13 protein-coding genes are annotated in these 23,308 nt (G+C 51.4%); 1 reads left to right on the top strand and 12 read right to left on the bottom strand.

The genetic code is table 11. The annotated features are described in order from the left end of the window. Positions 1–69: 69 nt before the first annotated feature. The 9 genes from LCH85_17420 to LCH85_17380 all read right to left on the bottom strand — a co-directional run bounded on the left by LCH85_17420 (position 70) and on the right by LCH85_17380 (position 9,653). A complete protein-coding gene (locus tag LCH85_17420) occupies positions 70–1,287 on the bottom strand; it encodes a DUF2029 domain-containing protein (protein MCA0353776.1) in 1,218 nt (405 codons plus the stop codon). Further along, entirely contained in the window at positions 1,280–1,861 is a 582-nt protein-coding gene (gene thpR, locus LCH85_17415) for an RNA 2',3'-cyclic phosphodiesterase (protein MCA0353775.1), read from the bottom strand. The genes LCH85_17420 and thpR overlap by 8 nt, the downstream gene beginning before the upstream one ends. Positions 1,862–1,876: 15 nt before the next feature. After that, on the bottom strand, positions 1,877–3,331 hold the full coding sequence (locus tag LCH85_17410) for a hypothetical protein (protein ID MCA0353774.1): 1,455 nt from the start codon (positions 3,329–3,331) through the stop codon (positions 1,877–1,879). Then, complete coding sequence (locus LCH85_17405) at positions 3,328–4,077, bottom strand: hypothetical protein (GenBank protein MCA0353773.1); 750 nt, start codon at positions 4,075–4,077, stop codon at positions 3,328–3,330. Before LCH85_17405 ends, LCH85_17410 begins: the two co-directional genes overlap by 4 nt. A gap of 41 nt (positions 4,078–4,118) precedes the next feature. After that, positions 4,119–5,972, bottom strand: a complete 1,854-nt coding sequence (locus tag LCH85_17400; protein MCA0353772.1) for a hypothetical protein — start codon at positions 5,970–5,972, stop codon at positions 4,119–4,121. A gap of 3 nt (positions 5,973–5,975) precedes the next feature. Then, a complete protein-coding gene (locus tag LCH85_17395) occupies positions 5,976–7,052 on the bottom strand; it encodes an NADH-quinone oxidoreductase subunit D (GenBank protein ID MCA0353771.1) in 1,077 nt (358 codons plus the stop codon). Between the two features lie 118 nt (positions 7,053–7,170). Further along, on the bottom strand, positions 7,171–7,929 hold the full coding sequence (locus LCH85_17390) for a sulfite exporter TauE/SafE family protein (GenBank protein MCA0353770.1): 759 nt from the start codon (positions 7,927–7,929) through the stop codon (positions 7,171–7,173). Between the two features lie 21 nt (positions 7,930–7,950). Then, positions 7,951–8,262 (bottom strand): rhodanese-like domain-containing protein, encoded by a 312-nt coding sequence (locus LCH85_17385; protein MCA0353769.1) that lies wholly within the window; start codon positions 8,260–8,262, stop codon positions 7,951–7,953. Beyond that, entirely contained in the window at positions 8,259–9,653 is a 1,395-nt protein-coding gene (locus tag LCH85_17380; GenBank protein ID MCA0353768.1) for an MBL fold metallo-hydrolase, read from the bottom strand. Before LCH85_17380 ends, LCH85_17385 begins: the two co-directional genes overlap by 4 nt. An 88-nt stretch (positions 9,654–9,741) precedes the next feature. Here LCH85_17380 and LCH85_17375 point away from each other — a divergent pair, with 88 nt between their 5' ends. Continuing rightward, positions 9,742–10,410, top strand: coding sequence for a sigma-70 family RNA polymerase sigma factor (locus LCH85_17375; GenBank protein ID MCA0353767.1), 669 nt, complete (start codon positions 9,742–9,744; stop codon positions 10,408–10,410). 366 nt (positions 10,411–10,776) lie between these two features. Here LCH85_17375 and LCH85_17370 read toward each other — a convergent pair whose 3' ends face one another. From LCH85_17370 to LCH85_17360, 3 genes are all read right to left on the bottom strand, one after another. Next, complete coding sequence (locus LCH85_17370; GenBank protein MCA0353766.1) at positions 10,777–11,118, bottom strand: hypothetical protein; 342 nt, start codon at positions 11,116–11,118, stop codon at positions 10,777–10,779. Positions 11,119–11,579: 461 nt separating this feature from the next. Further along, positions 11,580–14,177: a C25 family cysteine peptidase gene (locus LCH85_17365; GenBank protein ID MCA0353765.1), complete on the bottom strand. Its 2,598-nt coding sequence runs from the start codon at positions 14,175–14,177 to the stop codon at positions 11,580–11,582. A 69-nt stretch (positions 14,178–14,246) separates the two neighbouring features. After that, on the bottom strand, positions 14,247–23,300 hold the full coding sequence (locus LCH85_17360; protein MCA0353764.1) for a hypothetical protein: 9,054 nt from the start codon (positions 23,298–23,300) through the stop codon (positions 14,247–14,249). Positions 23,301–23,308: the final 8 nt, after the last annotated feature.

The following is a 23,308-nucleotide window of genomic DNA, read 5'->3' as shown; positions in this document are numbered from 1 at the left end:
CTAGGTTGGAGCAATGAAGATCATATGAAGCAATTTAAGCAATACTATTGGCATTTGGTACTTGGATTTTTAGCTGGGTGTTGCTGGCTTAAGCTCGATCGATTGATAGAGTTGGCGCAAACGAATAATCACAATTAACAAACTGGCCGCAACCAAGGTGGGTAAGCGTATGCCCAATTCACCATTCAACAGAATCGAATTGCCAACTAAACTGAGCCATGGCAAGGCTAAACAATATTTTGGTAACCACGTTGGTTGTTGGCGTTGTTGATAAAGTTGGAACAGCAACAACACTGGCGTGATATAGAGCATGGCATCGTGACCATACATATGCAACGAAAACAATGCACCCAAGGTTACAGCTAGGCTATAATTCCAGGCTTGTTGCAGCGGATGTTTGGCCGAACGCCAGATTAGCCCAGCAAAACCCAATGCTGCTAAGCCTAAGCCAATTTGTGAAGCTGTATTGATCAATGGTTTGTTTTCTGGGCCAAACCACAGGGCTAAAGTTCCCCGCAACGTATAGGTTTGGCTTGGTTTGATCCCATTTTGATCAAATAGATTGAGCATGGTGTTGCCGCTAGCTAAATAATTTGGCCACATCGCCCAGCCCCAAATTAAACTGCTGAGGCCAACAAACCCAAGGCTGATCAAGGCAAACCAGAATAAGGCTCGCCAATAGCGTTGAAGAACCAGCCATAAACCGATAAAGAGCACGAATTGAAATTTAAACGTTGCTAAAAATAGCCAAAAAGCGGCTTTAAACCATTGCTCACGTTGGGTTGAACGATAAATTTGATAGGTTGCCAACAGCATGAGAATCGAAAATGTGCCGAGATACAATACTGTGGCGATCGTGTGAAACCCAAAAATTGCGCTCACAATCAGCCATTTATTGGCTTTTTCAGTTGTGCCAAGGTCATTCCAAATTAGCCAAATCACATAGGCTAGAATGCCAAGGTTAATCGCATACCAAACAAAAAACGAGATTGTAAAGGGAATCCAAGTCAATGGAACCATAAAAATAGCAGTATGCGGCGGGTTGACATAAATTAATAGATCACTAACAACACTTGGATTAAACTCACGATATGGCGCTTGATAGATTGCTTGGGTCGGCATGTCATACAGCAAATCGGCCTGATCGGCCTTAATAATTTCACCAGCCATATAAAAACTCGGATAATCCGAGGATGCTGGATCAAAGCCCAGTAAAAAGCCACTCAGTAATAAAAAGAAGCCGATAATAAAATTGGTCAAGGTGAGCATTGAACGATAATCACGCATGATCGATTCTCCATATCTCTAGGGTTTGGTAGCTGCTGGCTTGGGGTTGAGTTATGCTGCGTATAAGTTGACAAGTTGGGTAGATCGCTGGTGTTGCTGGCCATTGGCTGGCTTGCAATTGATTTGATAATTGCTCAATTTGGTGTTTGGTTAAACGCTCTTTGATGTAGCCCAAGGTGATGTGGGGATGCCATGGGCGGGTTTCGGCAATGATGCCAATTTGGCTACTGCAGTCAACGACTGCTTGCTGAAGTTGCAGTAAATCGTTGGGCCATTGCTCAAAACCTGCCCAAACGACTTGCGGTTGGCTGGCATTGGGAAAATAGCCCCATGTATTGCAATTCAGAGTTGGCGCAGTTTGCTCAGCGAGGGCATGCGTTAGCTTGGTTTGTAAATCGGGCAATAATTCAACTGCTACATTGCCCAAAAATTGCAAAGTTAAATGCAGATTTTCGGGCTTGCTCCAACGAATTGGCAAGCCCAATTGCTGTAATTCGGCTTGGATCGCCAAGAGTTGCGCCTGAATTGGCTCGGGCAAATCGAGCGCTACAAAACACCGCCATTGCTCGCTCATAGGCAATCCTTGGGCTTAGAGGAATTGTACGAAGGTAAGGCCGCGAACTGCTTCAATAATTGGATCGAGTACCAACGGCGGGTACAAACCAATCACTAAACAAGCTCCCAGCAAAGCCACGGCCACAGCGGTTGCGCCGAGTGGTTCGGTACGTTGTGGTGGTGGTGGTGGTAGCCCCAAGCCGCGAAAATCGGTTAAATCTTCTTCGGGCATGGCCGCTGGCGCACGACCCAAGAAATGGTCACGCAAGACCAAGGCAAAAGCATAAGCTCCCAACATCGTGGCAATGAGCAATGCGATTAGATAGCCGCGACCTTCCTCAGCAGCTCCTTGGTAGAGCAAGGTACGGCTGGCAAAGCCATTGAATGGTGGAATGCCGAGCAAGGCCAAAACGCCGCAGATAAACACGCCACTGGCCCATGGCCGCCGCCGCAACCAACCATCGCCAGCCGCTGCCCGCGTCGGTTCAGGCCGCTCTAGCAGAGCTACGGCTGTCCACAGCACCACACTCAAAACCAATTGATTGAAGGCTTGAAACAGTGCTCCAGTCAAGCCAGTCGTCGAGGAAACCACGCCGAACAGCATCATGCCACTGTCGGAAATCAACAACATGGCCAAAAAGCGTCGTAATGATGGTCGTTCGTGGATGGCCAGCAAACTACCGCCAATCGCCGAGCCAAGCGCAAAAAAGCGTACCAAGCGCAATCGCCCAGGATCAAGCGTCAACAAGCCTGGTGCGAGCAAAAATTGAAAGGCTGAAACCAAGAACAGCAATGCTGCCAAATTGATCATGCCAATCAAGATGCCGACCAAGGGCGGCGAATCTTCGAGCAAATCGGGCAGCCAGCTGTGAAATGGAATAATTGCCAAGCGCAGACTGATGCCAACGATCAATAAGGCCAATAATGGGCGTGCCAACGAGGTGGTGCTCAAACGATCAGGGGTATTTTCAAGATCGGCCAGCACAAAACATAAGGCCAGCAAAACCCCTGCCAACAGCATCAACACCAAGTAGCGCAAACCGCTGCCGATTGCTCGACCACGCAGCAAGGTTGGGCTGCCAATCGGTAAATCGACTTGGGCCAGAATAATTGCCAAGCCTGTGGCTAGCAGCAACAGCGTGATCAAAAAGGGCGATTGAACGTCGATGGTTAGCGCTGCATTAATCAAACTAAAAATGATCAGGCCAATTACGACGAAATTTTCGCCATGCGCGACCCGCGTTGCCACAATAAAGGTAATTGCAAAGCTGCCTGCAACCGCCAATAAAAACAAACGGTTGATTGCTCGCACCGTCATGCTCACGCCAACAATGCTCAGTGGCTGATCAACTGGCACCTGCCAAATCACCCAACCGAGCAAAATTGTGGTGCCAATTGCCAAAATTTGCACTAACCCTTGTTGTTGACGCAAGGCAAAACAGACCGCCGCCATGACCAATGGCAAGCAAAACATCAGCAAGAAGGTCATTTCAGGCGCTCCGTTTCACTGAGATTCAAGGTTTTGAAGCGACCATAGAGTAAGCCGCTGAGGTAGGCAATCGCTAAAGCCAAGAGCAAGGTAACCAAACTGAGCGTTCCCAGTGCCAAAATATTAATGCGGTTGGCCAAGGTGGTGTAGAGCAAATCGAGGCCGCTGAGGCAGAGCAACAAGCCTAGCCCAATTTTCAAAATATCGGTTGCGAGCACCAGGCTAATCAAGCCAATAAAAACTTGCCAATACCACATAAAATCGATTGCTCGCGCCAAACCCACTTGGTCGGGATACATTTCGACCGCCAAAGGCAACACGCGTGGCAAGAAGAAACTAGCCAAGCCCACCAACACGGTTGACCAGATTGGCACAATATAATCGCCGAATTTGCGATTTTCTTGGCTGCTGGCGCGTTGAGCTACCCGCGCAGCCCGCCGTAGTTCAGCCAAAGAAAATTCGTCAAGATCTTCCAGCCCATACTCACGAGAAAAGGTGAGTGCGGTAATGCCAAGAATGATCGCCACGCCGATGCCAGTAATTAATTTGATAAACACCAGCGAGCTAAACTGCCGCCCAGCAATCACCAAATCGGGCACAACAAATTGCTGTTGGGCAATAAACAAGCCTTGGGCAATATAATTAACCAAGACCGCAATCAGACTAAAGCGCCAATCGCGCATAATCGCGATAACTGCGCCGCTGGCTACCAGCAATGTAATTAAAATCCAGATGGTGATTGTCATAGGCTGTTTATGCTCGTCACGGCGAGGTGACCAAGCTTCCTCTATTGCATTAATAACAGGACAATGGTCAGGGCCGCGATCAGAATTCCGGTTAGATAGTAGCGCCCGCTGAAGAATTGCAAAATCCAGGCGATCTGGCTGCTGAGGCCTTGTAAGATGCTATGGCTTTGACGCAAGGCTGGTCGTGGATTGCCCAAAACTGCAAGGCCACTGAGCATACGGCTGCTCGCTGCTGGCAAATGGGCTGTACCATCATCACGATCAGGTTGTTCGCCACCATTCCAAGGCATCATTGCCTGACGTTGTGAGCGAAAACAGCCAAAAAGCAACAGCATAAAACCAAGCACCAAACTGCCGCGCAAGCCCCAGCTCATGCTCCCAAGATCATCCATTGGGCTAGGCACTGCTTGTAACGTGCGCAAGGCTGGTTGCAACAACCAAACTAAAACTTCAGGAACCAAGCTCAGGCCAATCAAGGGCAAACTCAAGCCGAGCAATAAACCATCATTGGCGCGACCAGCATCAACTGGGGTAACAGGGCGTTGCGGATCGACCCGCCAAAACAGCGCATTCGAGCCAATAAATGAGAGTAATAGCAAACCACTGCTGACGAAAAAGACTCCCATGCTCCAACCACCAGCGCCCGTATAATCCATCAGCCAGCGACGTGCCCAAAAGCTTGGCAACGCAGGCAAGCCGACGGCGGCGGCAGTGGCAAGGGCATAGGCTAAACCAGCGGCGCGTAATGGTGCACCTAAGGCTGGTTGTTTGGCGATCAGGTCGCTGCCACTGCGGCGCTCCAACGTACCCAAGGCCATGGCTCCGAGCATGGTTGCCACCAAGGTTGTGACGGTGATTGTGAGGGTTGCCATCACCACGGCGGTGTTGTGCTCGCCGCCGAGTGGCAGATTTGGCTCGTAGCGACCTAAGGCCATGGCGACATTGCCCCATTGCGCGACCGCTTGCCAGCCAACCAAGGGGCCAAAACGGGTTGCTCGTAAGGCATAGGCTGCGCCAACGATGCTGGCCAAAGCGCCAACATAGCTCAACGCCGCAAACCATGCTTCCGGCCATGTGCCAAGATTGAGCCCGAAGAAACGCAAAAATGTGTAGACTGCCAAAACTGGCACGCCAGCACTAATGATCAAGCCATGCAACGCTGGAGTCGTATCTTCATCGTCGCTCAGCACGCGGCCAAATGGCGGGAAGCCGAGCGCGATGCCTACTCCAACTGCTAGCGGCAACCACGTGCGCAAATATTGGCCAACTCCAATGTCGGCCATTACAAACGAGCCATCAAGCACATCTTCGGGGCGCACCGACTGACTAAGCACGGCGACCAAAATGGCAAAGCCACTTAATCCGCTCATGCCCAAGGCCGAAGGTGTACGTTGATCATCGCTGCCCACAACTTGGCGGGCCAGAGTGCTGCCCAACAAGGCCAAGCCCCAGCCAAAAGCCAACAGCAGCAAATCGCCAGCTAAAATGCCCAGCAAACTGCCAAACACCATAATTGCAATGCCCGACCAGAGCCGACCATAACCAACCAAGCCACGGCCCAAGGCCAAGGCCAAGTGGGCAAAGCCAATGCTGGTGAGCAATAGAGTGATTGCGGCAAACAGCAAGCTCAAGCCATCGAGGTGCAAGGTCAGCAGCGAACGCATCAGCGGGTTGGGGCCAACGCCATAGCTACTTAGCCAAGCGCGTTGCCCAACATCGAGCGGTAAATCGCCTTGGGCGAGCCACCAAACGATTGCCAGTGCTACCAGCGTCAAGCCACTGGCGATTAAGCCCAACAAGCGCGTGCGCAAACGCTGACCAGTCAACCAACTGACCAAAGCGATGATCATCAGCAGCCCAAAGGGCGCAAGGGTGAGGAGTGTTTGTCCGTTCATGCGTTATTCTTCGCTACAGGCAGTGCAAGCACTTGCCGAGGCGATAATTAAGGGTGCGTCGTCGATGTTCATTCCGGCCAAGATGGTGCGGGCAATCAAGCGATCAAATTGGCGTGGTGCATCGATTCGCACGCTAGTTAATTTGACCCCATTGCTTTGGACGGTATAGCGTAGCGTGCCCCGCGCCGATTCGATATTCGAGGTAACGCTGCCTTGGGGTACGCTATCGGGTGCGTTGCCAGCCCAATCGCCACTGGGCAAATTGGCCAGCACCCGAATTGCCAATTTAAGGCTTTCAAATGCTTCTAGCGAAAAAATCACCAAGCGGGCATAAACGTCGCCGCGCTCTTGGGTTACGCGGCTTGGTGGAAACTGAGCATAAGCACCATAGGCGCGATCAATTCGGGCATCGAAGCCGATGCCTGCGGCCCGCGCCATTGGCCCACGCACCCCAAATTGTTCGGCAGCCTCGCGACTGAGCACGCCAACGCCCACGCAACGCCGCAAAACCCCGCGATGATCGATAAAGCGATCAACGAAGCGATACATCAAGCGTTCGAGGCGGCGAAATTGCAAGGCCATCGATTCTTGTTCGGTGCTGCTGAGATCTTGGCGCACGCCACCTGGCACAATATAGTTGGGCGGCGAACTCGTGCCGCATAAGTGTTGCATTACTTCAAATAAGCCATGATGCAGCTTTTGTACATGGTCAGCATCACGTTGCAAGCCCAAAATCGTCAGCACTTCTTTCATTGTACTGAGATGGACGGTGGCGCGTTCGACTTCGCAGGCAAGCAAGCGCAAGGCAGCAGCTCGCTCCGAAGTATTAATTTTAAGCAATTGCTCGAGTGCCAAGCAAAAACCCAACGAGTGGGAATGGCTATCAGCGGCACAAATATGGCTCACAAGGTGTAATCCCTGAGGAATGGTGGTGCGCGTCAAACGCTCGCTAATGCCGCGATTGGTGTAGCCATCACGAAATTCAACATCAGCAATCTGTTCGCCCTCAACCCGTAAGACCATGCGCATCGGGGTTTGCCAGTCGGGGTGAAACGGGCCAAGCGGTAAAACGTAGCTCAAACTCAATGCCTCACACAGATCACGAACCATCAACCCTGCCGATTATAGCATAGGCTTCTCGATACTGTGGAATTGTTTGGCAAATGGCGCTCCTGCCGCAACAACAGCGCCATTGCAATTAAGCTAAGGGGAAGTTTTTAATCACGAGGAAGATGCCGAGGGCAATCACGAAGAAGGCAAAGCTACGTTGCAGGGTTTGAACTTGAACTTTTTGAGCGAAGCGGGTTCCCAGTAAATTGCCAACTACGCCGCCGCTGATAATCAAGCCAATCAGTGTCCAATCAAAATGGCTGCCCTGCAAATGGCCCAAAATGCCAGCGCTACTATTTAGTGCAATCACAATCAGCGATGAGCTAATGGCGGTGCGCATTGGCATATGCAGCAATAACACTAAAGCTGGCACAATCAAAAATCCGCCGCCAACACCCAAGAATCCGGTCAAAAAGCCAACGCCTAGCCCGCCCATAACCACTGCTGGCCAGGCGATCGCTTGTTCGTCAGTTTTGGCTTGAACTTTGGGTCGCAACATCATACTGCCGATAATCAGCATCAGGCTACCAAACATCGTCAATAGCCAAACCTCTGGAATATATTGCGAAACTCGTGCGCCCAAAAAGGCTGCGCCCAATCCGATGCCACCAAATACAAAGGCATGACGCAACATACACGGGCCACGCCGACAATTCAGCCATGCGCCAAAAGCGGCGTTCAGGCCAACAATCACCAATGAACTGGTGGTTGCGTCGTGAGCGCTTAGCCCAAGCACATAGACCAAGGCTGGTACGGTCAAAATTGAGCCGCCGCCGCCCAACATTCCCAAGGTGAGGCCGATGCTAGCGCCGACCAGCAGCGCTAGCACAATCAAACTTATACTCATGATCTGGTTGGTATCCTCTTGCTAGCGTTCTTCAGGTAAGCCAGCTTTGCTCCAAGCCAGCATGCCGCCACGCGTGTTATAGATGTTGCTCCAGCCATTGCTTGCGAGCCATTGGGCGGCCATGCTGCTGCGTTGGCCTGAGCGACAAACCACCACGACTGGCAGATCATGTGGGATTTGGTTACGATAATTGTTGAGTTGGCTCAAGGGCATCAAAGTGCTGCCTTTGATATGGCCCGTGGCATATTCGGCTGGCTCACGCACATCGATCAAAAAGATCGTTTGTTGGTTGGCCCACACTTGTAGCTCTTGCACGCTTAATTCGTTGATCATACGTGACGCTCCTTTTGCAATTGATACCAACCATTCCAGCCGTCGCTCATCTCAACCATGGCTTGGCTGAAATGTGGTTTGAGCAAACTCATGGCGATTGGCGAACGCCCACCAGCCTGACAATGCACAATCAACGGTTGATCATTGGGAATTTCGGCTATGCGCTTGGGCAATTCATTTAATGGAATGTTGACCGCCTTAGCTCCGTGACCGTTGGCATATTCTTCGGGAGTGCGCACATCGAGCACAAATGCCTGATCAAGTTGTTCGCTCAAATTGGCGGCTGGCACCCGTTGATAGCTTTGAGTTGGATTAGTTTTGAGCCATTTGTTTAGCACATCGGGCGTGATATAGCCTTCAATTTGGTCGATGCCGATCATGCTTAGTTCGGTTTGGGCTGTTTTGGCTGCTTCGGCAGTGCCAATTAACACAACCTTGCTTGTGACAGGTACAAACCAACCAGCCCAGCGATTGAGCATCGCGCCGCTGGTCAGGCTGAGTGCGCCTGGAATGCTGGCTTGAGCAAAATCATTGGCCGAACGTAAATCGACGACTAACCGATTATCAAGATTAATTTCGGCAAGGCTGAGGGCTGGCAAACGTTGCGGGCGTAACTCAGGGCCATCACGGTTGATGCGCTTCATCGCAGCGAAATAGGGTGGTGGCGTTGGCTGACCATCGAGCACAGCGGCCACAAAATCGCCTTCGTTATGATATTTGAAGGCCCAATTAACTTTCTTTTCGTAGCCCAAGGTGCTTTGCGGCACGGCTCCCAATGCTTTGCCACAAGCGCTGCCCGAACCATGGCCTGGCCAAACTTGTAAGAAATCGGGCAAGGCAGCGACCCGCTGCAACGATTTGAACAAATCTTTGGCTCCGGCCTCGCTGGTGCCTTGAATTCCAGCGGCTTTTTCGAGCAAGTCGGGACGGCCAACATCGCCAGCAAACAACAAATCGCCGGTGAAAATGCCCATTGGTTCATCGCCAGCAGGCGTGTCGGTGAGCATAAAAATCATATGTTCTGGCGTATGGCCTGGGGTATGCAAGACCTCGATCTTCAAATTGCCAACCATCCAGCTATCGCCATCGTTGATCAACTGCACATTGGGGCTGCTGCTGGCGAAAGCATATTGCCAAGCCGCTGTACCCGCTGCTGAAAGATACAGTTTTGCGCCTGTAATCTGGGCCAACTCGCGACTGCCCGAGACAAAATCGGCGTGAATATGAGTTTCGGTGATTGCGCTGATGCGCAAACCAGCCGCTTGCGCTGCATTCAAATAGACTGCACTATCACGATGCGGATCAATGACTAAAGCTTCGCCAGTTTTTTGGCAACCGACTAAATAACTTGCTTGGGCTAAACCATCGTGATACAACCGTTGGAAAAACATAGACAACCCTCCATTTTGCTGTTACATATTCTTGATGCGTTTGCTTGTACAATGGTTACATGGATTGGTTTGCAGTTAAGGAAGTGCGATGCAAAAGCCATGGGAAATTGATGCCACCTACTATCAAGAGGAATCAGAGTTGATTCAGGCCTTGCGGCGGCGTGAGCGTATGGCTTGTACTTGCCTGCTAAAACGCCATGCTTCACGTTTATATCATGTGGCCCTCCGCATGGTGGGTGATGCCGATGAAGCCGAAGATGTAATTCAAGAGAGCTTTATTGAAGCGTGCCGTAAAATCGAGCAATATCGTGGTGATGGTGCCTTGGGCGCGTGGCTCCAACGCATTGTGGTCAATGCCTGTTTTATGCGGTTGCGGCGCAAGCGAGCACAAACCGTGCCAATCGACGAGCAGTTTGATTTGGAGAGTGCCAGCCCACGGCCTGAATTATGGGTTTTGGATCGTGAGTTGAGTGCTGAATTACGCAGCGCGATCGAGCAATTGCCCGAAAGCTTGCGGACGGCCTTGATTGCCCGGGATATTGAGCATTACAGCACCGAGGAAGCCGCCAATTTATTGCAGATAACACCCTCGGCATTGAAAGTGCGGTTACATCGAGCACGTGCGGCCTTGCGCGACATTTTGGCTCAAGGCAGCGAAACGGCTGAGCCAGCGATCGATCATCTGACTGATCAGATGTTGGAAACACTATGCACCGCTGAACCCAGCCCGTCAATAGCCCGCCAGTCATCGAAATAGGGGGCTGGGGATCGGTGGTTGGGGATCGGCAGTGAGAACTAATCAGCCTCGTAGTTTAGAGCAATAACCGAATTCACCAGATAGATTTAGGCAATCCTAGGGGTTGCCTTTTGATTTAACGCAGAGGCGCAGAGTGGGGGTAATCAAGGGTGGAAATCTCATTGATCTATCACCTTTGCATCATTGTTGGGGAATGCCTGAGCTACTACAGTGCAGCTAACCCCAATTAATGCTGCGGAGAGATGTTAATTTGATTTCCATTACTTAGAGTTTATATGAAAAACTGGGTTTGAAATAGGGAACAAAATTGGGGCGAATATGCTTGAAGCCTGTTGATGCTCTCAAATCAACAGGCTTCGCAGGCGTTTAGGCGGCGCTATTGGCATCTTGGCGCAGTGGCAAGAGTGGCACAATATCTTCTGGTTCTAACGAAGGGTGAATATACATAATCGCACCACGTGGCGCATGGCGAATCGAGCCACGCGAATTGGCGATCAAAATAATTTCTGCATCGTCGCATTGATCGAGCCAACGAATTAAGCCAGGGGTGCAGATACTTGCATCGACAAAAATCCGCTCGGGAACAAATTGTTGAAAGCATGCATTGATCATGCGTGGCGTTGTCACCATTAATGGCATGGCCAAAACTTCAAAACGGTCGATAAACCGTTGGCGAAGCTCATTACTCTCCGTGATCAAAACGACCATCTGGTGCTCCTAGTTCCTCAGCATGGCTGGGTGAGGTAAAAATGTTTGCCACATAGCCAAAGAGTTCTACGTCGCAAAACATCGTCAACGATGCCCTTCCGAAGAACGTACATGAATATTGGTAAAGAATTAAGTATCAAGTGTTGAATAAATGCATTTGCATTATAGTAGTAGCTTTAGCTGCTTAAGCCACCAAAAAGCTAGCATAAAGGTACTATCTTGATTTAGGTCATGGCTTTTGAAAATGAGGGATACGCCCCCGCGTAAAAGATCCCCCACACAGGTATTTGGCTCATCCTAGGTTTGATCATACTACTACTAGAATAGGGGTTTTAGCTGATTTAACCGTTGAATCATTCGGGTGCATATATGAGCTACTCTTTAGTCGTGTTGGATGCAAGAGGGGATTTTAAGAGAGTAGCCCATTAGTCCTAGATAACACTAGTTCTGTAGCTATGTGATTATTTAATAATTGCTGGTAGGTAGATAGCTTGACGCTCTTGGTGTTGTAATAAGCTGTTGGGATCACCCAAAAGAATCGAGCTTTGCAGGCTATCTTGGCAACAGCCACCATCGCTGAACAAGTGCAATAAGCCTGCTAGTACTCCTGTACCAATGGGTGTTTGGCTAGGATTGCTCCACATGCGTTGCCACCAGCCTTCGTTGAGCAAATCATGACCATGGGCCACACCTAAGCCCGCTGAACCCCAAGTGGCAATTGCGCCACCCTGCGGTTGTAACACCAAACGTTCATCAAGGCTCGTACCACTCCACGCGGGGGTTTGAAAGGCACTCGTCAAACAAGTCATCTCCAAGATCATCGGCAGGGCTGGGCTATTTTGCAAGCGGTCGCTATCGTACAAACTCAACAGATAGGGCTGGCTATTGCTCAAATCGGTAATGGCCCATTGATATTGATGGCTATGGCCAACGTAGGTCACTACTGCCGCCCCTTGATTAAGTTGCTCAAAGGTTTTTTGGCGAGCTTGGTCGGCGCTGGCAATCCGCCAAGGATCAGTTTGTGGCAGACCGTTGTTGGTTTTGCGCCAAGGGTCGTAATAGATGCGCTGAATATCGAGCTGACTTGGTTGATAGCTGAGCATTGCATCGCTCAATGCTGCAAAATCGCCAGCATAATCGGCCTGACCATTGGCTGTTTTGTAATTATCAGCAATATAGACTTGGCGCGAACGCCAGCGCAGATCGGCTGGAGCGTTTTCGTAAGCGTTGATTTTGTTGATTAAGTTACTGACTTCGGTGCTGGTTTTGGCGGGCAAGCGCCCAATTTGTAGGTCGGGCATTGGGTCATCCAAGGGATTCGCGCCATCAAGTTGGACAAAACACGTGTCGCAGGCAACTTCGCCAAGCCATGGATCGCTATAGGCAGGCAATGGTGGAATTATATTTGGATTGTTGCGGCCTAGATAATTCAACGGATCGATCGTGCCATCACCAACTAAAACCAACGATTGAGGTGCTTGCGACCATGTGCTGGCGAGGTAGCGCATAAAATTGCGAATCGCCAACGGATCAACATTGCCGCTGCTCCAACGATCATAAATCGCCTGAACATCGACTAACAAAGGCTGCCAACCCTGCTGCTGACGACGATTGATTAATGGTTGAATAAGGCTATGCCATTGCTTGGGTGCAAGGTAGATTGTTTTGGCGGGTGTAGCCCAATTAACCGTGGCGCTGGCTTGGATGCTGGGCTGTGGAAGGTTGGCGGGATTGACCAACAGATAATCGCCTGGATTGGCGGCCAGCGTATTATTTTGAAATTGCATGCGCTGTGGTTGCCATGGATTGCTCACGTTATAGCTGACTGCTTGGTTGGGCTGGTTGCTAATTTGATAATTGGCTTTACGTAATGCTTGCCATTGAAACGATTGGTAGTTGGCGTTGAGCAGCACAGGCCGCTGCCAAACCAGCCGATCAAGCGAAATCCCATTGATTTGCTGGGTGCTGGCGATTGCCAGTTGCAGGTTTTGGCTTGGCGCAAGTTGAGCCGATTTGGTAAAAATACCACTATTCAAATTAAGATTGATCCGTTGGCTGCTGGTGATTGCTATGCTGGTGGCAGCGCTGGTGTAGACAATACCATTCAAGGTAACTGTGCTTGGGCCAGTCGCGAGTGGCAAGGTGCTGGTGAGCCAAATTTGCTGGGTAATTGGGTTGAGATCTGGGCCAGCCTTTAAATCGGCGCTAAACCAATGGTCACCATCATTGCCAGCCTGCAACGAATCATAGATTTTTGGAGCATACCATGTGCTGGTTTGGTAGGCTTGGGTGCTGGTTGGCAGGCCAGTTGGATCGATGCTGATTTGCTGGATTTTTGGGCTGCTGTGGGCGGCCCCGATTTTGAGCCACACACTGCTGGTTGTATTCCAACGGTCGCCAACACTGGGTTGATAAAACCAAATTGCATCGTTGCGATCAAAGCTGCCGTCGAGCGTGCCTTGCTCCTCAATCGCCAATTGTTGATTTTTATACCACAGTTGCAGGCTATAACGTTCGAGGGTAGCTAAGTTAATGCCTGCTTGCTCCAAGCTTGCACCCGTTAATTGCTGCATGCCTGCTTGATTGACAATGACGCGCCAGCCTTGGCCTAGTTGCGGGCTGGGCACGCTTTTGGGTAATTGAAACGGCTGATCAATCAAGCGATGAGGATCATTCAACAATTGGGCGTTACTAACAGAGACGCTGGCTTGGGTAATAGTTTGTTGATTGAATGTTGTTTGGGGTTGCAGCACGACCAAGCGTTGGCCGCGAAACCGACCTTCGCGCAACACAATCATTGGTACTGGCAAATCGACGAGTTGATTGATGCTTTGGTGATCGAGACTAAGCGCTTGGAGCGTTGGCTGAAATTGCCAAGCATCGGCGACTAAAACGGCAAATGGCCGCACTGCTTTGGCCGCTTGCCATTCGATTTGTAAACCGTTTGGGGTTTCATTGATGGTTGCGCGAGTTTGAATTGCTGGTTGCGCCGAGGCATGCTGTGGTGGATTGAAGGCGAACGAACAAAGAATGCCAAAAAGAGCAAGATAATGCCACATATGCCACAATCCTCAGTGTAAAAATTAAGGGCTGACTAGCATGATGCCAGCCAGCCCTTACCGACGCGATTACCGAGTGGTCATTGGTGCGAAGATTCGATAGCTATTAGCCTGCGTGCCATTGGTGCTGGCTGGGCCATACTCGTTGATTGTGCCATCGAGTTCGGTTTCCACCAACCAATAGGTATAGGTGCTGCTATCATCGACGTTGCTGTCGAGCCAGCGGTAGCTTGCACCACCGCTACGGCCTTGAGCAGCGATCATGCTGCTGGTGACGCGCACTGCATTGGCGCGATTGCCATCGCTGCTGCGATACAAATGGAAGCCAAGGGTTTTTGATTCGCTGACGGTTGTCCATTGAACGACCACATTGCCAGCTTCACGAATTGCGCTGAAATCAGCCAACTCGATCGCGTTTGGTGTGGTTACGCCAGCGTAAATTGTGCCATTGTTATCGCCTGGAACCAAGACAATGATGTCGCTCAAGCCAGTGTTGGGATCAACATCGCTATCGCTGGCATCGTTGCCCATATCATCGTGGGTAAAGACGAAGCCTGGAGGCAAGTTGTCGAAACCAACCAGATAACTGCCTGGAGGCAAGTTGGTGAATTGGTAGCCGCCGTTGGCATCGGTGGTCGTGCTGATGATCGCCGTACCGTTGATGTCATAGAGCGTTACAATCACGCCCGGTACGCCACTATCGCCGGGGGTGTATTGGCCGTTAGCATCGGTATCGTACCAAACGATACTACCAAGGCTGGCTGGGATGAACACGCCGAAGTCGATGCTCAAATTGCTATTGGCGCTGCTATCGCCGTCGTTGGTTGGCTCGCTATTGGCCAAAACGGTGACGACTAAGCTCTTGACTCCGCCGGCGAAGGTGATCCCGTTATCGTCGTCGTTAATGTCGTTATCGGGGTCGCTGGCTGGCTCGAATGGCGTTGGTTGAGCGCCAAAGTTGCCAGTGCTGCTGACATAATTTTCGAGTACTGCGCCTGTAGCAAAGTTGCTGCTTGGCAGAACCACGATGTACTCACCAGGTAGCGCACCAGTAAACAAATAGTTGCCGTTAGCATCGGTGAGGGTATTGGCAACCATTTCGCCAGTGTCTGGTTGATTATTGGCATTGGTATCGCGATAGATATCAACCGCCACGTTTTCAATGCCAGCTTCGCTACCATCGACGATACCATTGTTGTTGATGTCGTTCCAAACCAAGTCGCCTAAGCTGACTGGTGTGTAAACCCCAGCATCCCAGGTCATGTCGTTTTCGCCAGCGGCTAAGTCGATCGCAGGAGTGATTCCCGTATTGGGGTTTACATCGCTATCAACGGTGTCGTCGCCGCCAACGTTTGGTGTGGTAAATTCCATGCCAACTGGTTGTTGGAACTCGATCGTGTAAGTCGCTGGAATCAAGCCTGTGAAGCTATAAACCCCAGTTGGAGCGGTCGTTTGGGTATCGACCAAAGCGTTGCTATTGTCGTAGATGCGGATAATCACACCGCCAACGCCTGGCTCTGTACCGTCTTGAATGCCGTCGCCATCTTGATCTTCCCAAACCAAGTTGCCAACGCTGGCTAATTCATAAATGCCTGCGTCGATGGTTGGGTTGTTCTCAGCCGAAGCCAAGGTAATCAATGTGCTCAAGCCGTTGGCTGGGTTGGCATCGCTATCGATTGCATCGTTTGCCCCAACATTGGCTTGGCTGAAGTTGTAGTTGGTAGGCTTGGTGAACTCAACATAATAGCCAACGCCTGGCATCAAGTCAGTGAATTGGTAGTTGCCATTGACCGTGGTGGTTGTGTCGATTACCACATTGCTGCTATCGAGCAAGTTGACCGTCAAGCCGTTCACGCCAGTTTCGCCACTATCTTGGATGCCGTTGATGTTGGTATCGTACCAAATCGTGTCGCCTAAGCTGGCCAATTGATACAAACCTGCATCGATATTCGGGTTGGAATCGCCGCTGGCAAGCGTAACGGTTGCTGCTTGGCCAGTGGTGGTGTCAGCATCACTATCAATGGTTGGGTCGCTGCCTGCGCCTTGTTGGGTGAAGAAGTAGCCGCTTGGGGCGACAAATTCAACCAAATAGGAGTTTGGTGGCAATTGACCAAAGAAGTAATCGCCCATGGCTCCGGTGAAGGTGCTGCTAATTGCTGCGCCATCAGGTGTGCCATCGGTGTTGTTGTCGATGTACAAGCGCACTGTCACATTGGCAATGCCCTGTTCGCCGCCATCTTGAATCCCATCGATATCGAGATCGTGCCAGACATAGTTGCCTAAGCCAGCTAATTGGTAAATCCCAGCATCGATTGTGTCGTTATACGTGCCGACATTGATTGTGACCAAGCCGCTACAGCCAGTAATTTGGTTGGCATCACTGTCATTTGCCGGGTTGCCGCCCAGATTTGGCTGGGTAAAGACATGGCCTGCTGGCAAGTCGCTGAACTTGACCAAATAGCTGCCTGGTTGCAAATCGCCAAAGCTATAGTTGCCAGTGCCGCTAGTAATTTGGCTGCCGATCACGACATCATCGGCGGTACATGGTTGGTTATCGGGGCCAGGCGTGTAGAGTGTGACAGTTACGCCGCCAACGCCATTTTCAGTGCCATCTTGGATGCCGTTGCCGTTGGTATCGAACCAGACATAATTGCCCAAGCCGCCCAAGGTAAAGACCCCAAAGTCGAGCGAACGATTGGTATTTGGGTCGGTGTCGCCGTCGTTGGTTGGCTCGCTGCCAGCATTCAAGCTGATCGCATTGCTGGCGATGACCCCAGTTGTGCCAAGGGTGCCAATCGTCGTGCCATTATCATCGTTGTTGATGTCGTTGTCGGGGTCGCTGGCAGGTTCGCTGCTGCCGCCAGTTGAGCTAGCCCAACCTTGCAAAATATTGCCAGTTGTAAAGTTGCCCGCTGGCAAGACCACAATATAGTTGCCTGGCAAGAGTTGATCGAAGTTGTACAAGCCGCCAGCGATCGTGGTGGTTTGGCGGATGAAGCTATCGCCAGCATCGAAGCTGCCATCGCCATCATCAGCATACAAGGCCACGGTTACGCCAGCGATGCCGGTTTCGCCACCTGAGACCAAGCCATCATTGTTGGCATCATCCCAGACCAAATCGCCAAGGCTGAGTAATTGATAGAAGCCGAAGTCAACCGTTAAGTTGCTGTTGGCATCGATCGAGCCGCCCGTGCCATTGCTATCAGCTTCGCTGGTTGGCTCGGCACCTGCGGCGAGGCTGAAACATGCGCTTTGAACGCTGCCCGTTGTGCCAAGTGCGCCAACAACTGAGCCGTTGTCGTTATCGTCAGCGTTGTCGCTATCGGGATCGAGGCCTGGCTCGAAGGCTCCCGTTGCGGCGGCTGCGCCCGTGCTGCTGCTGAAACCAACCAAGACCCCAGCTCCGGTGAAGTTGCTGCTTGGAATGGCGACACAGTAGTCACCAGCTAATAAATTGTTGAACAAGTAGTAGCCGCTAGCATTGGTTTGCACGCTGGCGACCGTTGGGGCATCGGCTGCATCGATTGCGCCGCTGCTATCACGATCCATGTACAGATCGACCGTCACGTTGGCAATGCCGGTTTCGCCGTTGTTGCGTAAGCCATCGTTGTTGGCATCGTTCCAAATGCGGTTGCCAAGGCTGAGTGGTTGATACACCCCAAAGTCAACCGTCAAGTTGCTGAAACTATCAGGGGTGGTGTCGCCGCTGCCGTTGGTCTCGCCGGTTGGTTCGCTGTTGTCGGCCAAGGTTACACTGGCGGTTTGAATTACGCCCGTTGTGCCCAGCGTGCCAACGATTGAGCCGTTGTCGTCATTATCAATGTTGTTATCGGGATCGGGAGCAACTTCGTAGGCTCCGGTTGGGCTGCCTGCTGTGCCCGTGCTGCTGGTGTAGCCGACCAACGCGCCTGCACCTGAGAAGTTGCTGGCATCAAGCTCAATCACATAATTGCCTGCGCTGAGCACTGCAAAGTGATAGTAGCCTGTGGCATTGGTGGTAGTGGTCGCCAGAACCGTGCTTGAACCTTCGCGGTACAAGTTGACAGTTACGCCGCTGATTCCAGTTTCGCCTGCGTTGAGAACACCGTTGTTGTTGGCATCGTTCCAAACGTAGTTACCAACCGCCAATGGTTGATATGCGCCAGCATCGACTGAATCGTCGTTTTCGCCAACGCCCAAGGCGATGATGCCAGCACAGCCTGTGGCATTTGCATCGCTATCAATCGTGTCGTCGCCGCCAACATTTGGTTGGGTGAAGACATAGCCTGCGGGCAAGCCACTGAATGAGATGACATAATTGCCTGGCATCAAACCTGCAAAATTGTAAGCGCCTGAGGCTGGAGTGGTTTGGTTACCAATCACGACATCATCGGCGGTACATGGCAGGTTATCAGCACCTGGAGTTGCTAAAGTTACGGTGATATTGCTCAGCCCTTGCTCAGCGTTATCGAAGATGCCGTTATTGTTGGTGTCGTACCAGACCAAATTGCCAATGCTGCCTAATGGGAAGACCCCTAAATCAAGGCTTAGGTTGGTATTTGGGTCGGTGTCGCCGTCGTTGGTTGGCTCGCTGCCAGCATTCAAGCTGATTGCTTGGCTCGCGATAACGCCAGTAGTGCCAAGTGTACCAATCGTCGTGCCATTATCATCATTGTTGGTGTCGTTATCGGGGTCGCTAGCTGGTTCGCTGCCGCCACCCGTTGAACTAACATGATTTTCAAGCACGTTGCCTGTGGTGAAATTGCCAGCAGGCAGCACGACCAAATATTCACCTGGCAACAGATTAGCGAAGCTATAAACTCCCGTTCCGTTGGTGGTAGTTTGGCGGATGAAGCTATCGCCAGCATCGAAGCTGCCGTCGCCATCATCAGCATACAGATCAACATTTACGCCAGCAATGCCGGTTTCACCGTTATTGAACAAGCCATCGTTATCAGCATCGCGCCAAATCAAATTACCAAGGCTGGGCAATTGATAGAAGCCGAAGTCAACCGTTAAGTTGCTGTTGGCATCGTTTGCGCCACCAGTGCCGTTGCTATCAGCTTCGCCAGTTGGCTCTGCGCCTGCGGCAAGGCTGAAACAGGCACTTTGAACGCTGCCCGTTGTGCCAAGTGCGCCAACGACCGAACCGTTATCGTTATCGTCGGCGTTGTCGCTATCGGGATCGAGGCCTGGTTCAAATGCGCCAGTTGCAGCGGCTGCGCCAGTGCTGCTGCTGAAACCAACCAAGACTCCCGCACCCGTGAAGTTGCTGCTTGGAATGGCAACACAATAATCACCAGCTAATAAATTGCTGAACAAATAGTAGCCGCTAGCATTGGTTTGCACGCTGGCGACCGTTGGGGCATCGGCGGCATCGATTGCGCCGCTGTTATCACGATCCATATAGAGATCGACCGTCACGTTGGCAATGCCCGTTTCGCCGTTGTTACGTAAGCCATCGTTGTTGGCATCGTTCCAAATGCGATTGCCAAGGCTGAGTGGTTGATAGACCCCAAAGTCAACCGTCAAGTTGCTGTTGGCATCAATGGTTGCATCGCCGCTGCCGTTGGTTTCACCAGTTGGCTCGGCCCCTGCGGCAAGGCTGATCGCGGCACTCTTGATCACGCCCGTTGTGCCCAGCGTGCCAACAATCGAGCCGTTATCGTCGCTATCAATATTGTTATCGGGATCGGGTGCTGCTTCGTAGGCTCCGGTTGGGCTGCCTGCCGTGCCCGTGCTACTGGTGTAGCCGACCAACGCGCCTGCACCTGAGAAGTTGCTGGCATCAAGTTCAACTTCATAATCGCCAGCGCCAAGGAGGGCAAAGTGATAGTAGCCTGTGGCGTTGGTGGTGGTTGTGCCAAGCACGGTGCTTGAGCCAGCGCGATAGAGTGTGACTGCTACGCCGCTGATTCCGGTTTCGCCACCATTGAAGACACCATTGTTATTCGCATCGTTCCAAACGTAGTTACCGACTGCCAAAGGTTGGAACAAACCAACATCCAACGTGGTATCGTCGGTTGAACCATTGGCATTATTGACAATCGTCGCGCTTTGCGCACCGGCATTACCTGGAGTTAATGTTAATTGGGCGGTGTTGACGATTGCGCCGCTGGTTGAGCCATTATCATCATTATTAATATTGTTGTCGGGATCGGGTGCTGGCTCATAGGTGCCAGTTGGACTGCCAGAAGTGCCAGTGCTGGAAATATAGTTGGCTGGTGGTGTGACCTCGATGTAATAATCGCCAGGTAACAAGCTAGCAAAACTATAGTTACCACCGCCAGTCGTGCTGGTGCTAGCAATCAAGGCATTCGATGAATTGTAGAGGGCAACATTTACCCCATCGATGCCCGATTCGCCAACATCCAACAACCCATTATTGTTAGCATCTTCCCAAATGCGATTGCCGACGCTCAGCTTGAAGAACCCGAAATCAACCGAGAGATTCGTGCTAGTAGCTGGTTCAGCCGGATCGGTGCTACACAAATCAGTTTCGTTGGTTGGTTCATTGCCGCCAAGCGTAATGACATGGCTCAAAACCCCATCGGTTGCGAGAATTGGGCCTTCGATGCCATTATCATCGTTATCGATATCATTATTGGCACTGCCAGACGTAACCATACTGCTACGATAGCCAGCGAGTGGATTGCCAATCGTAAAGTTGCTAGGATTGATTCGAACAACGTAGCTTTCGGGCGCTAAGCCATCGAAGCGATAGCAGCCAGCGCTCGTGGTTGTTTGGGTGGTCAAGGCTGTGCCGCTATCGGGAATCCCGTTAGCATCGCTATCAGCAAAGAGGCTGACGCTGACTCCGCTAATGCCTTGTTCGCCAGCATCGAACGTGCCGTTATTGTTGGTATCGTACCAAACGCGGTTGCCTAGGCTATAGGTGGTAAAACCGATGTCATAGCTGTGGTTGTTATCGCCAGCAACGCCAGTGTTGAAGGTAATAATCGCATCAGCGCCACTGATCGTTGCGTCAGAGTCGCGAACATCGCTATTCGTGCCACTGTTGCTATTTGCCGCCGTCAAGACTTTGTTGGTCAAGGCTGCTTGAACTGAAGCAACCCGAATTGAATAGCCAGTTTGGTTTGGTTGTAAGCCAGCGATGTTGAAGATGGTGCTAGGGGTGCTAGTGCCAGCCAACGACGAGAAACGATAGTTACCATTGGCATCAGTTGTAGCACTACCAAGCACAGTTGTGCCATCAGGCGCATACAAGCGCACAGCTACGTTAGCGAGCGCATTTTCATCAGCATCCTGAACCCCATCACTATCAGTATCATTCCAAATCCGATTACCAATTTCGATTGGCGCGGCATCGCACAAGGCTTCGAGGTCGCCTAAACCACCAGCTTTAGCTAGCGTGTTAGGTTGGGCATTGCTATCGTAAATCCGGTAAGCCCGAGTTCGAGCGCCAGTGCTGTTGTTGAGCCACAAAATCCCGCCATCGAAATATTGGGCTGAGTCGAAGATTGGGTCGTAAATCGTTTGGACAATATCAGGCTTGCCTGGGATTTGCAACAGGCCACCAAGCGAGACTTCGGCGTGTTCTGGGTAATTATCGCGGAAGTAATATTCGCCGCCGCCTGGGCCTTCGTTGGTGCCCGCCCCAGCGGTGCTGATGCTACCACAAGTCCCATTGCTTTCGAGCGTCCAGCCACTACCATTGCTACAAGCTCGCAAAATATCGCCAGCCGAGTCGCCAATGTAGAGGGTAGTGCTGCCCGCAGTTGTATCATTTTGGCGATAGCCCATTTGATCGCTGAAGCGGTCGCGGAGACCCAAAATCATGTTGCCGTTATCAAATTCGATGTCGGTCAACATTGGTTGTGGTTGGATATACTCGCCGCCAAAGTTGGTATTGGTGACGGTGAAGTTGGTGCGCCATGGGTTCCAGTTGGCGCTAGCACAACCAGGCACAACCGCACAACCACGGGTGTGGTTCAATGGAAAGTTCAAAACTTGGGTAAAACTATCGGTGCTTGGATTAAATTGATAAACATAAGCCCGCAGATTGGCGGCGCTAGCAGTTGATTGGGCTGAACAAACCATCCCAATATAAACCATGCCTTCGTTGACAGCCACGGCATAAGGTCGATGATCGTTGGCGGCACAATCGGTTGGATCAGGCACGGCAAAGCGACCAATCGCAGCAGCGCTGGGCGCAGTTGGGGTTAGGCCAATTGGAATTTCATACAGTTGACGATCGGCTAAGTTGATCGTCCAAAGCGTGGTTTGATCTTCGGAAATATCCATATCGCCGAGGGCAATTTTGCCCACTGGGTCCCATGCAGCTGAATCGTGAACCAGATCGGTGCCGTTGGGGTGTGGATCGACCCCAGCAGTACCAGCCCCAAACACGGTATTCAAATCGAGAAACAAACTGACCGTGCGTGGGCTGGGGGTAATGCGGTAAATTGCGCCTGTGCCGCTTGGTCCAAAGCCAACGTGGCGTTTCATGACGGCGCTAGCGAACAAGCTACGTGATGAGCGTTGCCAAGCCAAACCAAAGGTTGGGCCAGTTTCAGCGCCGAAGGCCAAATCGGTTGGGGCTGGGCTATCAACCCCTGGGGCTGGGCTATTGCCAGTGTTGCCAGCAGTGTAGGGGAAACTGACAATCGAGTGAAAGGTTGATGAGGGCGCTTGATCTTGGCGGCCCATGCTAAAACAGTTGGTTACCAAGGTTGGATTATCTTGGCAGTAGTTGGCTGGGTTGTTGAAACCCATATTGGCTGAAGCGGTGCTGCCTGCAACGAACAACACGGTTGAGCCTGAATTGCTACCCATCGGGCCAGATTTAACCGTTGCTGGAGCATCACTAAACTCAACCCGATATGGGCCGGTATAAATTGGATCGCTGTCGGTTAGCGAGTAATTACCAGTTGCATTGGTCGTCGTTGTACCAACGACGGTGTTGCTGGCATTGTAAAGCGTGACGGTTACGCCGCTAATGCCTGGCTCTAAACTATCGATTACGCCATTGGCGTTGTAGTCGCGATAGGCACGTCCGCTGATGGTGGCAGCGGCATAGGCGACCGAGCCAGCACTGGGCAACAAGGTGATTGCGAATGCTACCAATAAGGTGCAACACACAACCAGTGTGCTGAATGAATAACGAGAGGATGCTTGCTTCATACGTTTAA

The sequence above is a fragment of the Chloroflexota bacterium genome (assembly GCA_020161265.1).
Classification (GTDB): Bacteria; Chloroflexota; Chloroflexia; order Chloroflexales; family Herpetosiphonaceae; genus Herpetosiphon.
Note: the sequence above shows the minus strand (reverse complement) of the source record. Positions and strands in the feature narration are given on the sequence as shown.

What these genes read in the sequence shown, in the direction of transcription:
- LCH85_17370 (MCA0353766.1), bottom strand. Translation starts at nt 11,118, where the DNA reads ATGGTCGTTTTGATCACGGAGAGTAATGAGCTTCGCCAACGGTTTATC.
- LCH85_17400 (MCA0353772.1), bottom strand. Translation starts at nt 5,972, where the DNA reads ATGAACGGACAAACACTCCTCACCCTTGCGCCCTTTGGGCTGCTGATG.
- LCH85_17375 (MCA0353767.1), top strand. Translation starts at nt 9,742, where the DNA reads ATGCAAAAGCCATGGGAAATTGATGCCACCTACTATCAAGAGGAATCA.
- LCH85_17390 (MCA0353770.1), bottom strand. Translation starts at nt 7,929, where the DNA reads ATGAGTATAAGTTTGATTGTGCTAGCGCTGCTGGTCGGCGCTAGCATC.
- thpR (MCA0353775.1), bottom strand. Translation starts at nt 1,861, where the DNA reads ATGAGCGAGCAATGGCGGTGTTTTGTAGCGCTCGATTTGCCCGAGCCA.
- LCH85_17385 (MCA0353769.1), bottom strand. Translation starts at nt 8,262, where the DNA reads ATGATCAACGAATTAAGCGTGCAAGAGCTACAAGTGTGGGCCAACCAA.
- LCH85_17420 (MCA0353776.1), bottom strand. Translation starts at nt 1,287, where the DNA reads ATGCGTGATTATCGTTCAATGCTCACCTTGACCAATTTTATTATCGGC.
- LCH85_17410 (MCA0353774.1), bottom strand. Translation starts at nt 3,331, where the DNA reads ATGACCTTCTTGCTGATGTTTTGCTTGCCATTGGTCATGGCGGCGGTC.
- LCH85_17365 (MCA0353765.1), bottom strand. Translation starts at nt 14,177, where the DNA reads ATGTGGCATTATCTTGCTCTTTTTGGCATTCTTTGTTCGTTCGCCTTC.
- LCH85_17405 (MCA0353773.1), bottom strand. Translation starts at nt 4,077, where the DNA reads ATGACAATCACCATCTGGATTTTAATTACATTGCTGGTAGCCAGCGGC.
- LCH85_17380 (MCA0353768.1), bottom strand. Translation starts at nt 9,653, where the DNA reads ATGTTTTTCCAACGGTTGTATCACGATGGTTTAGCCCAAGCAAGTTAT.
- LCH85_17360 (MCA0353764.1), bottom strand. Translation starts at nt 23,300, where the DNA reads ATGAAGCAAGCATCCTCTCGTTATTCATTCAGCACACTGGTTGTGTGT.